Consider the following 14149-nt stretch of genomic DNA (forward strand, 5'->3'; position numbering starts at 1 on the left):
TACGGACCGCCGGCTCACCGAAACAAGTCGGAACCCTTCGTCCGCCCCAAGTCGCTATGAATCTCGTTGTGAAAAGGGTTTTTCTTGCGTTGCCAGCAAAAAAGGGCCTAGAACAAAAGTCTCAGGCTCTTTAGCGTCTCCGAATATTTGGTGTCGAAACGTGCGCCAAAAGGCAGCTGGTTCCGCTTAACCCCGTAAGCCAAACAATCCAAGTTCAGGATTGTCCGTCTTACGACGTTAATGCTCACCAGCTAACCGCCTTTTGTCCCACTCTCTTCCGTCGTTATTCAATTGGTGTTACTTGAAGATCACATACTTCACGGTATAGGTCTTGTAACCCTTTTCGGCCACCGTAAAGGTGAAGTACTTGCCGTATTTCGCTAACTTTTCTGCTTCCTTCTTGCTCAGCTTAATGCTGAACTTACCGCTGCGCTTAACGTCAAACTTGGTGACGTATTGACCCTTCCGGTTCCGCAACGTCACCTTAGCGCCCTTGCGTCCCTTCTGGAACAAAACGATGCGGCTATCCTTACGATAACGCAAACGACCCCGCATCTTCTTGGCGCTGGTAACCACCTTTGCCGGCTTCTTAGCGGGCTTTTGTGGCTTACTGGATTCGGCCGCAGAACTGGAGCTAGCCGCACTGCTAGAACTAGAAGCCGCTACCGGAACTGCGTTGTCGCCACCACCATCGAAGCTAAACGACGCATCATACGTGTCGGATGACGCACTGCTGCTGACGCCACTTGCCGCATCGGCTGAAGCACCGTCCGCATGGGCGGAAGTTGCCGCAACCCCCGCTAGTGACAACGCGGCGACTAAAGCGGCAGCATAACCTAAAACCTTTTTCATGAAAACTCCCCCTCAGAGTTTAAGACTATAGTCAGTCGTCCCAGGCATTGGCTATCTACAGTCCATTCTAGGAAGGGGGCTGCCAGAGTCAAGCATTCGCGTTATCCGCCCCTCATCCGCAATGATGCGACCGGCTAAATGGCGGCTAGTTCCCCGTCAGATCAACGTTTCGGCCAGCCGTGATGGGGCCATCACCAATGACGGTGAGCTAATTATATCCCCAATTCTTTCAATGGCTTTCAAACTAGTCCGCTTAGCTGTAACTGGTCACCACGATTCAGGGTGACCGCTACCGTCATAAAAAAGAGTCGGCACTGGGCCGACTCTAGATAACCGCATTTACCCCTAGGTTATTTGCAGACTGGATTGGAAACCGTGTAAGTCTTGTAGCCTTTTTGTGCTACAGAATACTTAAAGGTCGAACATTGACTGAGCTTTTTGGCTTGGGCCTTAGTCAGCTTCAAGTTAAAGTTCCCCGTGGTCTTCACGTCAAACTTCTTGACGCACTGCTTCTTGCCGTTTAAGACCGTTAACTTGGCGTTCTTGCGACCGTTCTGGAATTCCAGTTGCCGAGCGTTCTTGGTGTAGTTCGTCCGTAATTTCATTTGCTTAGACGTGGCTAAGGTTTTCACGGATGATTTACTACCCTGGGCACTCGTCGACGCGCACCCGCCTAAAGCTAACACAGCAGCGACACCAGCAACATAACCTAAAATCTTTTTCATAAAGAACTCCCCCTAGAAATAGATCGGTAGTCACCTCTGGCTATCTGCAACCCAGTTTAGAGTCCCGGTGATTCAGAGTCAAGACAGCCGTCCGGCTCAGATTTTAAGGTGGTCACTCAGGGGCCCCCGTCACGGTTAAATGCCTTCGTTACGGGCTTTATCACCCTAACCAGTTAACACAACCGGTTAGTCATACTCACCGTTCGATCTCTAAAAAAGGACGTGAGTTGGCGTCTTGAATGGGACGTTAATCGCTGATTCCCCCGTGACTCCAGACGCTAGCGCTAGGCATGGTCGTCAGATCCTTGACGTGCTGACTGTGGTAGATCGGGGTAAGGGTGGTATCCGTACTGGCCACCGCCACAACGCTGACCAACCCTAAAACCAGCACGACACCCGTCACAATTCCAAAAACTTTTTTCATGAAAAGAACTCCTAACCAATTAATTTATTGATTTTCTCTCTGCAAGTTTCATTCTATAAGGCCGTAAACCAGCTGTCAAGGGACCTAAATACGGTGGCCATTGTGCACGGAACGGGCATTCTCACCAGCGGTCCGAGTGTTGAAAGTCGGTGAAAATCAAAAGCAGGCAGCCCCGCCCTCACGGCGCAAACTGCCTGCTTCATTAGATGATTAGTTAAACTTGATTGTTGTCGGTCACAACGACGCTTACCCGAAGAACCCACCGCGGATGTTATACCGCCGACGGATCCAGATCATCGCGGCAATCGATAATAAGCCGACGATGATGCTTGGCCACGGCATCAACACGGGGTTGATGGCTGGTGGCAAGAGTTGGGCGAAGTAGAAGAGCACCATCCACACCGCGAACCCGACCAGAGTCAAGAGGAACCGAATCCAGCCGTTGAACCGGTGCTTGATCTTCGGATCGAACAACCGGGGCATGATTGGCAACAGGAACCCTGCGACCAACGCACTGACTAGAATGGCCGTGATGCCCACGGGACTACTGGTCTTCATCAACTTCGGTGAGAAGAGGTACATCACCCCGAACAACAGCGTGAAGATCATAAAGAACGTCAGCGCGTTGTAGACCATGTTTGGCCAGTAATCGGGGCCGCCGAAGACCTTGCCTTCGGCTTCTCGTTGGGGACCTTCCACCACGTACTTGACGCGACTCGCCACGTCACCGTACAGGTTCTTAGCGGTCTTCCCACTCTTCTGGCCCTCGACTAACTCGTTGACCATGGCTTGCACGGCCGCCGCCTTCTTGTCGGGCGACAGCTTAGTGCTTTCTAGGGCCTTGTTGAAGCGGAACATGTAATCGGCATTCCGCTTGGTTAGCCCCAGATTATCAAACGCCGTGCGCTCGTTAGTGGCGACGGTGTTGCGATTCTGATGCACATCCGCATTCCGCGGTCGTGCGTTTGGCTTGTTTTCACTCATAGTTGAATCCCTTCTAAACGTTGAAGCGGAATTCGACAATGTCGCCGTCCGTCATCACGTAATCCTTACCTTCGACCCGCAGCTTACCGGCTTCCTTGACGGCCGCTTCGGTCTCGTACTTGTCTAAATCAGCAAACGCCATGACTTCGGCCCGGATGAACCCGCGTTCGAAGTCGGAGTGAATGATTCCGGCGGCTTGGGGAGCCTTGGTACCGGCCTTATAGGTCCAAGCCCGGGTTTCCTTACCCCCGGCCGTGAAGAACGTTTCCAGACCTAAGAGGTGGTAGGACGCCCGAATCAACCGGTTCAACCCAGGTTCTTCGACGCCTTCCGCTTCCAGGAAGTCCTTCTTTTCGTCATCGTCGAGTTCGGCGATTTCTTCTTCGGCTTCGGCGGCCACGGCAATGGCTTCGGCGCCTTCCTTGGCGGCGTAATCCTGAATCGTCTTGAAGTACTTGGAATTTTCGGGGGCGGCCATGTCGTCTTCGGCGATGTTGGCCACGTACAGAACCGGCTTAGAGGTCAGCAGGAACAGGCCCTTGACGATTTTTTGTTCGTCTTCGTCAAAGTCTAGCGTCCGGACCGCGCCCCCGTTTTCGAGGACCGGCTTGATCTTCTCGAGCACGGCCAGTTCAGCCTTAGCTTCCTTGTCGCTCCCCTTAGCGGCCCGTTGAACCTTGGCCAGCCGCTTGTTCACGGCATCTAGATCGGACAAGCCCAGTTCCAAGTTAATGGTTTCGATGTCGTCGATCGGGTCAACTTTCCCGGTCACGTGGGTGATGTTGTCGTCGTCAAATGCCCGTACCACGTGGACGATGGCGTCCACCTGCCGGATGTTTTCGAGGAATTGGTTCCCCAAACCTTCACCCTTGCTGGCACCTTTGACGATCCCGGCGATGTCGGTAAATTCAAACGTCGTGGGTACAACCTTCTTGGCGGGAATCAATTCTTGAATCCGGTCCAAGCGGGCATCCGGTACTTCAACCATCCCGACGTTGGGATCGATCGTGGCGAACGGGTAGTTGGCCATTTCGGCACCGGCATTAGTAATCGCGTTAAATAAGGTTGACTTCCCCACGTTAGGTAAGCCAACGATTCCTGCAGTTAATGACATTACGCTTATTCACTCTTTTCTGAATTTTCGGCATCGGCCTTGCGAACCAATACCTTCTTTAGTTTCTTCTCGAACTCACGCCGTGACAACATCACCACGTGGCCGCAGTTGGTACACTTGATCTTAATATCCGCGCCCATCCGGGTAATCTCCCAGCGGTTGGCACCGCATGGGTGGGGCTTCTTCATTTCAACCACATCGCCTAAGTCGTACATCGTATCCCTCCGTTAGTTCGATTGAATGTTCAGCAACGTCAAAATGCGGTTCAGATCATCGTTGGAGAGATATTCGATTTCGATATGTCCCGCGTGATCCTGATGATTATTCTCGTTGATCGACACCTGCGTGCCAAAGTGTTCCTGAAGTTGGTTCTCCGTGGAGCGCAAGAACGGTGACTTCTTCTTAGCGGGTTTCTTCGCCGCCTTCTTGGCCGCCCCGTTGAGCTTGCTGACCTCGGACTCCAAGGCCCGCACGGTCATCCCCTCGGAAACGGCCCGCTTAGCCAGCATCACCAACTTGCTCTTGTCCTTTAAGGATAGCAACGTTCGGGCCTGGCCCATCGACAACTGGTTGTGTTGCAGCATGTCCTTGACGGCCTTGGGTAACCCCAATAGCCGCAAGTAGTTGGCAATGTAAGGCCGACTCTTGCCCAGCCGTTCGGAGACCTGGGCCTGCGTCAAGGTGAGCTTGGTCATCAGGGTATCGTAGGCTTCGGCCTCTTCTAACGGCGTCAGGTCTTCACGTTGCAGGTTTTCCAGCACCGCGATTTCCATCATTTGTTCTTCGGTCACGTCGCGGATGATGCCGGGAATCGTAACCTTGCCCGCCATCTTGGAGGCTCTAAACCGGCGTTCGCCCGCCAGAATCTCGTAACGGTTAGCCCGCTTGTCCGGTTGCCGGACGATGATCGGTTGGAAGACCCCGGTCTTTTCGATGGAAGCCGCTAAATCGGCCAAGCCCTTTTGGTCGAACTTTTGCCGGGGTTGGTACGGGTTGGGCACGATGTCCGCCAGCGTCAAATCGACCACGGTCTCTTCGCCGGTGTCGACGCCATTTTCAGCGAACAGCGCGTCAATCCCGCGCCCTAAACTTTTCTCTTTCTTACTTGCCATGGGCAGCTAGCACTTCCTTTGCGAGTTCAGTGTACACCTCTGCACCTTTAGATTTCGGTGCGTAATCAATAATCGGCATCCCGTGACTCGGGGCCTCGGCCAGTTGCACGTTCCGGGGAATAATCGTGTCGTAGACCTTGTTTTGGAAATACTTTTTCACTTCGGCGTTGACCTGCTTGCCCAGGTTGGTCCGGGCATCGTATAAGGTCAACAGAACCCCTTCAATCTTCAGGTTACGGTTGAAGTGCTTTTGGACCAGCTTGACCGTGTTTAATAACTGGGTCAGCCCCTCCAACGCGTAGTATTCACTTTGAACCGGAATCAGGATCGAGTCGGCCGCGGTAAATGCATTGATGGTCAATAACCCCAGCGAAGGCGGGCAATCGATCAGAATGTAATCGTAATCGTCGCGCACTTCGTCGAGGGCGGCCTTCAGCCGGGTTTCTCTGGCCATCATCGGGGTCAACTCGATCTCGGCGCCGGAAAGCTGAATGGTGGCCGGAACGATGTCTAACCCGGGATGCTGGGTCGGTAAAATCGTGTCACGAATTGGAATCTCATCAACTAAAACGTTGTAGATTTCTCGTTGGATCGACGCCTTTTGAATACCAACCCCGCTGGTGGCGTTCCCCTGCGCATCCGTATCGACCAACAGGACCTTTTTCCCGTTCGTGGCCAAAGCGGCGCCTAGGTTCACCCCGGTGGTCGTCTTACCGACGCCCCCCTTTTGGTTGGCTAATGCGATGATATAGCCCATACTTCGTTCCACCTCTAGCTTTCTTTTGGAATGTCAATGATAATGCGGTAATGGTCCGCCGTTTCTTCTTCTTTGGTGGTCAACGGTAGTCCCGCGTCGGTCACCATCTTCACCGACTGGCGAATGGTGTTGACCGCCACGCGAGTATCGCCGTTAACGCCTTGCTTAGTCACCCTCCGGCGTCGCTTCGTCTTTTGCGGTGCCAGCTTCGCGATCAGCGCTTCGGTTTCCTTAACCGTTAACTGCCGGTCAACGATTTGGTGTAAGACGGTCACCTGTTGTTCGGGGGCCACGGCCAATAAGGCGCGACCATGCCGTTCGGTGATTTGGCGGTTCAAGATGGCTTGCCGGACGGGAGCACTGAGCTTCAGCAGTCGCAGCTTGTTGGCCACGAAACCCTGGCTTTTGCCGATGCCTTGCGCCAACTGGACCTGCGTCAACTGGTTTAACGTCATCAGTTGTTGGTAGGCCGTGGCCTCTTCGATGGCGGTGAGTTCCTCTCGTTGGAGGTTTTCGATCAACGCCATCGAGGCGGTCTCGTCATCACTGAGGTCTTCGATAATCGCCGGCACTTCGGTCCACTTGAGCTTAGAAACGGCTCTAAACCGCCGTTCGCCGGCAATGATCTCGTAATGGTCCGGTTCGTATTGGCGTAAGACGATGGGTTGGAGTAACCCGTGGTCTTGAATCGTCTGGGCCAGCTCCCCGATGGCCGTCGCGTCGAAGCGTTGCCGGGGCTGGAACCGGTTGGCGACGATTTGTGCGACCGGAATCATCACCACGCTTTGTTTCACGGGATGACTGGGCCGGGCGGCCTTCTCCCGGTTATTTCCAAATAATGAAAATGGCAAAATGGTTTACCTCCATTCCATTAATCTTCTAACGGTTCTCGGTTAGGCGTCCCGGCCTTCCGAGGATACCGCTTCGGCGTGTGTTTCACCTTATCGATCACCACGATGTGCCGGGGATCCTGTGATTCCGGCAACTTAAATTCGTGGTCGGCGGCCAATTGCCCCCCTAAGGTGGTGATGGCCTTGTGACTAACCGCCAATTCGTCGGCGGTCTTGGCGGCCTTTAAGGCCACAAACTGCCCACCGACCTTGGTCAGCGGTAAGCAGAGTTCGCTGAGCACGGACATCCGGGCCACCGCCCGGGCCGTGACCAGATCGAAGGCTTCGCGGTTGGCCGCGCGCTTGCCACCAAATTCCTCAGCTCGCGCATGGTGAAACGCCACCCCGGTCAGGTTGAGCTTCGCAGCGAGCTCGTTTAAAAACGTGATCCGCTTATTCAACGAGTCCACGATGGTCACCTGCAACTGCGGGAAGACGATCTTTAACGGCAAAGACGGAAAGCCCGCCCCGGCCCCCACGTCGCAAAGCGTCAGGGGCTGGTCACGTAAGGCTGGCAGATAAAAGGCCGGCGTCAGTGAGTCGTAAAAGTGCTTCAAGTAGACGTCCGGCTCCGCCGTAATCGTGGTCAGATTCACGTGTTCGTTAGTCGCCACTAAAAATTGATAGTACGTCGCAAACTGCTGCTCCTGTACGGGGGTTAATTCGATCCCCTGAGTAGCCAGTGCGGCCCGAAATTCTTCTGGATTCATGTTTAATCTCCCAGTCCACTTCTGTGAAACAATTGTTTCACGTTTGCTTATACTTTACCTTACTTATGAGGGAAACGCAACCGCATCCCCCACCACATCGTTTCCTATTATACCGAAAACTGGGGTCACATGAAACGGCTACCGCCAGAAAAAATCAGGGAAACGAGTGGCCGTAGTGCCCCCGTTCCCCTGATCAATAATTGTGATATTTCCCCGGTTATGTGCCTACCGTGATTCCCCGACTCGTCGCGGCCGCAATAACCGCGGGCGATGCTTAGTAAAGCCGGTATTGCCCACCGGGATCACCGCTTGCACCTGCGGATCGAACCGCAATGGTCGCACCGTCACGCTGGCGATCCCCCGTTCGATGGTAATGACGTTGTAGCTGACTGCCGCGTGAACCGCGTGCCGGTGCGGGTCCCGACAGTCGATATAGGTTGACGCCGCGCCGGCCACGGTCACCGGTAACGTGTTGTCCACCAAGTAATTCGCCGCAAAGTGGAGGTGCCCGGCAAAGATCCCCCCGATGTTATGGCCGTGTAAAATCGCCAACAACTCCCGGTTATTCTGTAATAACGTATAGCGCATCTCCCGGAGCGCGGGCGCATCCAACGGGTGGTGAAGAAAGATAAAGGCCCGGCGGCGGGGCGCCAAGTGTAAGCTCTTGTTCAACCAATCTAGTTGATCGCGTCCCAGCCAGCCGGCCGAGCGCCGGGTCTCCCACTTCGAATCCAAAAAATAAAAATCCATGTTCTGGTGGTTCTGCTTATACGCATAATACGGGCGGGTCGCTTGGCCCAGATAGCCCGCATTAAAGGCGTCACGATTATCCAGGTCACCTAAGATGACCTGGATGGGGGCGCCCAAGCGCTGACCTTGTTGTGTTAAATATGTCCGTAACCACCGATAGTCCGCCGGGCTCCCCCGCTGAATCAGATCGCCACTAAGGACAATCAAGTCGGGCGAGACCGGGTCACGTGCCAGGTCATCGAACACCAGTTGCAGGTTGGCAACTGCCGTGATCCCCGTCGTCGGCAGTGGTGGTGTGAGTTGCACGTCGGACACGTGAATCACTGTGTATTTGTTCATCCCCGTTGCCCCTATCGCACTGAAAATTATGACCGCTCGCCTCCGAACAAGCGGCCACCCCTCATCATGTGAGTCTAAGTCTAGGATAACGACTTAATGTAAATTATTGGTATGGTCTATGTCAACATCATGTAAAGTTTCCGCAAACAACCCGTGAACGCCGAATTAAAAAAATCATGCTCACCCCGCTCTCCTGGCGACATGAACATGATTCTAACGACAAAGACTAGCGACGATGGTGGACCGGCTTAGCAAGCCAAAGCATCGGCAACCAGGTCAAAATTAGTAAGATCAAAGTTTCGGTATCCATCACAGACATACCAAACATCCTCTTTCTCCCTGATACACTTCCATCATAGCAACCCTATGTCGCGTTTTGGTATCGTTAGGTTTTCGTTTGTGTAAAGGTTGCTGGTCCCCGGGTCTACTCCAGCCAAAAAAGGCTGCGCGAGAAAAACCCGCGCAGCCCCGAAGTTACCGCGGCGACTCAGCGTCAGCCCAAACGGTCACTTACATCTTAATGTTCTTAACTTCTTCCATGAACCAGTCGTTGAACGCTTGGTCGTCGATGTCAACGGAAACCTTAGCGTTGGTCTTGCCGTTGTGGTAAGCCCCCCGGATATCACCGACAGTTTCCCCAATGGCTGGACCCTGAGTAACCACGTCGACCCACATATCTTCGGTCTTGATGGCTTCTGGGTGCAAGAGGTAGAAGATGGTGTTAACGTCGTGCATCGCACTCCCCTTGTCGTTGTGGTCCCCGTCGTTAATGATGATGTCGTGTAACATCTGGCCAGCTTCATTCAAGTGTTGCAGCTTTTCGATGTTTTCGTTGGTCAGTAACGCCTTCATCGTGATGTCCAAGCCCACCATGACGATCGGGATACCGGACTTGTAGACGATTGCGGCGGCATCTGGGTCGGTAAAGACGTTGAATTCGGCCGCACTGGTCATGTTCCCCTTGCCTAAGGCACCACCCATGGCCACGATCCGGTCGATGTGGCTCTTCACTTCTGGGTATTCGGAGAAGAGTAAGGCGATGTTGGTGTACGAACCGGTTGGCACTAAGGTAATCGGGTCGTTGCTGGCCATGATTTCATCATGTAAGGCTTCCACGGCCGTCTTGTTCAATGGCTTAGGCAAGTCTTCTGGGAAGTCGTAACCTGGCATCCCGGATTCCCCGTGAATCCGTGCAGCGTCTTCAAAGTCCTTGAACAGTGGTTGTTCGGCACCGGCCGCCACTGGAATGTCTTGGTTGAAGAACCGGACGATCTTCAAGGCGTTCTTGGTGGTCTTATCAACCGTCACGTTACCGGCCACCGTGGTGATCAACTTCAAGTCAATCTTGGGGTCGTTAATCGCCATGGTTAAGGCAGCAGCATCGTCAATTCCGGGGTCAGTATCCATTAAAATCTTAATCGTCATTTCTATTTCCTCCTAAAAAGTACTCAAATTTTACAGCTCGTAACCGCTTACGTTTTACCAGGAAAGCACGCCCTACTAGAGCATGGCACTAAAGACCAAGTCCAGTAGGAACAGTACTCCCAGCAGGTAAACTGGCCAGGTCAAGGTTTTCCCCTTGCCGATGGCGAGTTTCATAATCGGGTAAGCCACAAATCCAAAGGCCAATCCGGTCGAAATACTATTGGTGAATGGAATCAACACAATGATTAAAAACGCGGGGAACCATTCAGAGAAGTCCGCCATCTGAATGTTGCCAATAGCGGCCATCATCAACGCCCCCGTGATGATGATCACGGGCGCAATCGCTGCGGAAGGCACGTAGGCCAGCAGTGGCACAAAGATCAGGGACAAGGCAAACAGGACGGCGGCGACTAGCGCCATAATCCCGGTCCGGCCCCCACTTTCGATCCCCGAAGCACTTTCGGCGGCCGTCACGGTTGGGCTGGTCCCCATAAAGCCGGAGAGGAAGGTGGTGACGGAACTCCCCTCGAAGGTCTTCTTAAACTTCTGCTTGTTCGGGAGTAACCCTTGCAAGAGTCCCATTGACTCGAACACCAGAATCATGGTCATCGAAAAGGCGGCCAAGATAAACGGCGTGCTAATCAAGTGGGAGAAGTCGTTTTGGAAAACGATCTTGTGGTATTGCCCCAACCGTGCTAGGTCCACGTTGGGCGTGTCACTATCCTTGACGCCCAAGAAGAACGCCAACAGACTGGTGGCAATGATTGCAATGAAGAAGTTCCCTTTAATCTTCCGTAGATACAGAACCAGACTCAACACTAAGCCGAACAACGCGAGTAACGGTGTGGGCTTGGTCAAATCCCCTAACACGATCAACGACGACTTGCCGGCGACAATCAGGCCCGCCTTTTCCAGGCCAATTTCGACCAGGAAGAGCCCAATTCCCGCGGTGATCCCACTCTTCAACGATTCGGGAATCGCCTCCGAGAGAACCGTCGACACCTTGGTAAAGGCAATCAGCATATAGGCAAAGCTGGCTACGGCCGCGATTCCTAAGGCCTCTTGCCAACTGAGGCCCATGTTGACCACAATCGTGTAGGTAAAGAAGGCGTTGACCCCCATCCCGGGCGTCAAGATGATTGGGGCGTTGGACCAGAAGGCCATAATCAGACACCCAATCACGGACGAGAAGATCGTCGCAAAGACGCTCAGGTCGGTGGGAATCCCCGCATCCTTTAAAATCAGCGGGTTCACAATAATAATGTAGGAGATGGCAAAGAAGCCCGTCACGCCCGCAATGATTTCGTTGCGAACGACCTCCTTATCTCGCAGGGCTTCGCGCAGCGTCATATGATTGGCCCGTTCAATGGCCGATTCCGCTTGCTGTGCCTGCGCTTGTTGCTTATCCATAGATTTCCCTATCTTTCAATACGCCACAACCCGACGTACAGACTTCACGGGCTTTGCAACCGAATGGTCTCACGCACCCGGCTGGGTTTCACTCCCCTGCTAGGGAGGTCGGCACCCGTACGGCCGATGACGCGCATCAGCCGAAACCCCGGCGCACTAATGGCACGGGGTCACCTGACACAGATAGCCCAGTGGCCAGGCCCCTGGGCTATCTTTTCAAAACAGTTTAACGCACTTTGATTACCAAACGAAGATCCCAACGATCCCGGCAGAAAGCAAGGAAACCAGAATCCCGGAAAGTAACATGTAACCAACGTTCTTAGAAATCAAGTCGTTGTTTTCTTGGTCGACAATCCCCTTGAAACAACCGATAATCATACCAGTCGTGGAGAAGTTGGCGAAGGAAGTTAAGAAGACCGTCAGAATTGCGCGGTAGTGAGCAGAGAAGGCACCAGTATTGATGGTGGAAGAAATCTTACCCATAACCACGAATTCGTTCGTGACTAACTTAGTCCCCATGTATTGGGCGAAGCCGAAAGCGTCGTGGACGTTCAGACCCATTAACCAAGCAAATGGGAACATGATGATCCCCAAGATGTGTTCCAGAGACAGCCATGGGTTGAATAAGCCCAACAGCTTGTCGATTAAGGCAGCTAAAGCCACGAAGGCGATAACGTTAGCGGCGATGATCAAGATCAGCCGGCCGGCACCCAAGATTGAGTCACCCAAGAAGGAGAAGAATGGTTCCTTCTTGCCGTCGTCTTCAACACCTTCAGTGGCAGCAGAAGCACTGGAGCCACCGATCTTAGCAATCGTATCTTCTTCAGGAGCCACGTCAACGGGGTTCAATAAGTTCGTGACGATGATGGCGTTCAAGATGTTAATTGGAACGGCCGTCAGAACGAATTGCCCAGGAACCATTTGGGTATAAGCCCCCAGAATGGACGCCGTGATACATGACATGGACATCATGGCCAGCGTTAAGTTCCGTTCCTTACGCATACTCTTTAATTGTAATTGAGAAACGGCTAAGGCTTCGGTGTTCCCTAAGAACATCATTTCAACGGAGAAGAATGATTCGAACTTAGGTTGACCGGTAATGAAGGAAAGACCACGACCAACCCACTTGATGATCCAAGGTAAGACCCCGATATAAGTCAGGATATCGAACATTGGAACAACCAGCAAGATTGGCAGCAATGAACTGGTAATAAAGTTCATCGACTTAGCGGTCCCACCGAATTCTGGCGTTACCCAGTTAGGTAAGGCGAAGACGATCCCTTGGTAAGCCACTTGGACTAACCAGTTGAATCCGTCGGCAGCACCCTTAACAATGTCTTGCCCGATACTGAAACTGGTAAAGAACCAAGCTAACACGATGTTAAGAACTAACACGATTCCGACTGAACGCCAGTGAATCTTTTTCTTGTTCTTAGAGAACAGGAAGGCAATGGCGAGGTAAACGATTACCCCGAGAATATTAATTGCGACTAACATTGGTCAAAATACCTCTTTCCGATATTGTTTAACGCGGTGTGGCGCCCCACAGCCGACGTTAGGACACGATGTTACTTGCAGAAACTATGTACGCATAATTCCTGTCACGAACGACGCCGTTCAACGGGAAAGCCTAACGGGATTGGTGAATTGAATAAGTGATATAGCCTGCCGTTAGTCCTTGCGCTTTCTACCGTCATCACGGTTTGGTGCTGCCCCTCACCTCCTTTCAGGGTTGGTCATTTTAAATTTGGGTAATTTCATTTAATAAACTATGTCCAGCACTGGTCGTGGCCACCCCGTAATTCTCGAGGATGGTCGCCCCCACGTCAGCTAAGGTTCGCCGAATACCTAAGGCAAAACCGTTCGCCCGTGACGGGGAGTACACCAGTAACGGGAGGTACTCGCGCGTCGGCGTCAAGCCGAAGGTCGGGTCGGCGGCGTGCGTGGCCGTCACGATCAACAGGTCGTTAGCCCCCAGGTCGTGAACCACCTGGGCGAGATAGTGGTCGGCCGCGCTTAACGCGGTGCCAAACCCCATCAGGTCCTGATGCTCACCGGCAAAGCGCATCTCCGGTAAGCAGATGTAGGTCAGCCCGGAAGCCGGGTCATTCAACCGCTCGTAGAGAATCCGGAAGCTAGCCTGATTACTGCCGACCTGATACCGACTGGCTGGTGTCTGGGTGGCCAGGTAGCTCAGGAAGGGTCCGGCTAAGGTCACCGGATAACCCGCGGTGGTCAACGTGGTAAAGACGTTCTCCGTACGAATCTCACCGGTGTAATCCCACATCTCGCGCAACCCCGTGGGGCGGCGATTACCTTGTGCCGCCATGTGCAAGCGCCCATAGAAGCCCAAGGGATGGTCGACCGGGGCGACCCCGGTGACGGGATGGTCAATCCGAATATTGCCCAGGCCTAATTGCCGTAATGTTGGGAGCTTTAGTTGACCGGGCCAACTAACAGCGACGTGACCTAAGGTATCGGCACCGACGGATTGAAAGCGGTTGGCATCGGAAGCTTCGCCCAAGCCTAACCCAGCAAAATCAATAACGAAAATGCGATGAAAAGCCACGTTTACTCACTCCCTCTTCCCCAAACGATTTCTGCGAATCAGATTTGCGATGGGCCTTAGTAATAATATACCTTTTCGCTAAAGCGCT

At 53.1% G+C, this 14149-nt stretch carries 15 protein-coding genes; all 15 read right to left on the reverse strand.

Going from position 1 to position 14149, the window contains the following annotated elements; genetic code table 11:
• Positions 1–297: 297 nt before the first annotated feature.
• Positions 298–852 (reverse strand): hypothetical protein, encoded by a 555-nt coding sequence (locus tag RI501_RS11285; RefSeq protein WP_313822651.1) that lies wholly within the window; start codon positions 850–852, stop codon positions 298–300.
• A gap of 350 nt (positions 853–1202) precedes the next feature.
• A complete protein-coding gene (locus tag RI501_RS11290; RefSeq protein ID WP_313822653.1) occupies positions 1203–1577 on the reverse strand; it encodes a hypothetical protein in 375 nt (124 codons plus the stop codon).
• A 247-nt stretch (positions 1578–1824) separates the two neighbouring features.
• The gene (locus RI501_RS11295; protein ID WP_313822655.1) at positions 1825–2001 is read right to left on the reverse strand and encodes a hypothetical protein; all 177 of its coding nucleotides are present in this window, start codon (positions 1999–2001) and stop codon (positions 1825–1827) included.
• Positions 2002–2247: 246 nt separating this feature from the next.
• Positions 2248–2985, reverse strand: coding sequence for a DUF1129 domain-containing protein (locus tag RI501_RS11300; protein ID WP_313822657.1), 738 nt, complete (start codon positions 2983–2985; stop codon positions 2248–2250).
• A 13-nt stretch (positions 2986–2998) separates the two neighbouring features.
• Entirely contained in the window at positions 2999–4099 is a 1101-nt protein-coding gene (gene ychF, locus RI501_RS11305; RefSeq protein WP_313822659.1) for a redox-regulated ATPase YchF, read from the reverse strand.
• A 5-nt stretch (positions 4100–4104) separates the two neighbouring features.
• Positions 4105–4314 carry a DUF951 domain-containing protein gene (locus RI501_RS11310; RefSeq protein WP_024747235.1) on the reverse strand — a complete coding sequence of 70 codons (210 nt, stop codon included), beginning with the start codon at positions 4312–4314 and terminating at the stop codon, positions 4105–4107.
• 12 nt (positions 4315–4326) lie between these two features.
• A complete protein-coding gene (locus RI501_RS11315; RefSeq protein ID WP_313822661.1) occupies positions 4327–5211 on the reverse strand; it encodes a ParB/RepB/Spo0J family partition protein in 885 nt (294 codons plus the stop codon).
• A complete protein-coding gene (locus RI501_RS11320) occupies positions 5201–5968 on the reverse strand; it encodes a ParA family protein (RefSeq protein ID WP_313822663.1) in 768 nt (255 codons plus the stop codon). Before RI501_RS11320 ends, RI501_RS11315 begins: the two co-directional genes overlap by 11 nt.
• A gap of 14 nt (positions 5969–5982) precedes the next feature.
• Complete coding sequence (noc, locus tag RI501_RS11325) at positions 5983–6819, reverse strand: nucleoid occlusion protein (protein ID WP_313822664.1); 837 nt, start codon at positions 6817–6819, stop codon at positions 5983–5985.
• Positions 6820–6839: 20 nt separating this feature from the next.
• The gene (gene rsmG / locus RI501_RS11330; protein WP_313822666.1) at positions 6840–7568 is read right to left on the reverse strand and encodes a 16S rRNA (guanine(527)-N(7))-methyltransferase RsmG; all 729 of its coding nucleotides are present in this window, start codon (positions 7566–7568) and stop codon (positions 6840–6842) included.
• 225 nt (positions 7569–7793) lie between these two features.
• A complete protein-coding gene (locus tag RI501_RS11335; protein ID WP_313822668.1) occupies positions 7794–8657 on the reverse strand; it encodes a metallophosphoesterase family protein in 864 nt (287 codons plus the stop codon).
• A 510-nt stretch (positions 8658–9167) separates the two neighbouring features.
• On the reverse strand, positions 9168–10082 hold the full coding sequence (gene rihC / locus RI501_RS11340) for a ribonucleoside hydrolase RihC (RefSeq protein ID WP_313822670.1): 915 nt from the start codon (positions 10080–10082) through the stop codon (positions 9168–9170).
• A gap of 75 nt (positions 10083–10157) precedes the next feature.
• Positions 10158–11492 (reverse strand): NCS2 family permease, encoded by a 1335-nt coding sequence (locus RI501_RS11345; RefSeq protein WP_313822672.1) that lies wholly within the window; start codon positions 11490–11492, stop codon positions 10158–10160.
• Between the two features lie 240 nt (positions 11493–11732).
• The gene (locus RI501_RS11350; protein ID WP_313822674.1) at positions 11733–12989 is read right to left on the reverse strand and encodes a NupC/NupG family nucleoside CNT transporter; all 1257 of its coding nucleotides are present in this window, start codon (positions 12987–12989) and stop codon (positions 11733–11735) included.
• Positions 12990–13233: 244 nt separating this feature from the next.
• The gene (locus RI501_RS11355) at positions 13234–14061 is read right to left on the reverse strand and encodes an alkaline phosphatase family protein (protein ID WP_313822676.1); all 828 of its coding nucleotides are present in this window, start codon (positions 14059–14061) and stop codon (positions 13234–13236) included.
• Between the last annotated feature and the right edge of the window lie 88 nt (positions 14062–14149).

Source organism: Levilactobacillus zymae (genome assembly GCF_032190635.1).
Taxonomy (GTDB): domain Bacteria; phylum Bacillota; class Bacilli; order Lactobacillales; family Lactobacillaceae; genus Levilactobacillus; species Levilactobacillus zymae_A.